1 protein-coding gene is annotated in these 293 nt (G+C 62.8%); it reads left to right on the top strand.

Annotated elements, in window-relative coordinates; translation table 11 throughout:
• The coding region (locus JF781_RS28300; protein ID WP_225341394.1) for a condensation domain-containing protein at window positions 1-293 on the top strand (293 nt) is incomplete at both ends.

The following is a 293-nucleotide window of genomic DNA, read 5'->3' as shown; positions in this document are numbered from 1 at the left end:
TGAGAGCCTCCGTACGCTGTTTGCGGCGCCTAACGGAACACCGCAGCAGGTGGTTATCCCAAGCGAACAAGTCGATTTCGGCTGGCAGATCAGTGATGCCACCGGCTGGTCGGCAGGGCGGCTGAGTGAGGCGGTTAACGCCGCAGCGTGTTACACGTTCGATCTGGCCACCGAAATCCCCTTGTGGGCAAGGCTTTTCCGCGTCGCCGACGACGAGCACGTGCTGGTGGCGGTGGTGCACCACATCGCTTCGGATGGCTGGTCGATCACCGCGCTGGTGCGTGATCTGGGAC

Source organism: Mycobacterium sp. WUMAC-067 (assembly GCF_020217485.1).
Lineage (GTDB): Bacteria > Actinomycetota > Actinomycetes > Mycobacteriales > Mycobacteriaceae > Mycobacterium.
Note: the sequence above shows the minus strand (reverse complement) of the source record. Positions and strands in the feature narration are given on the sequence as shown.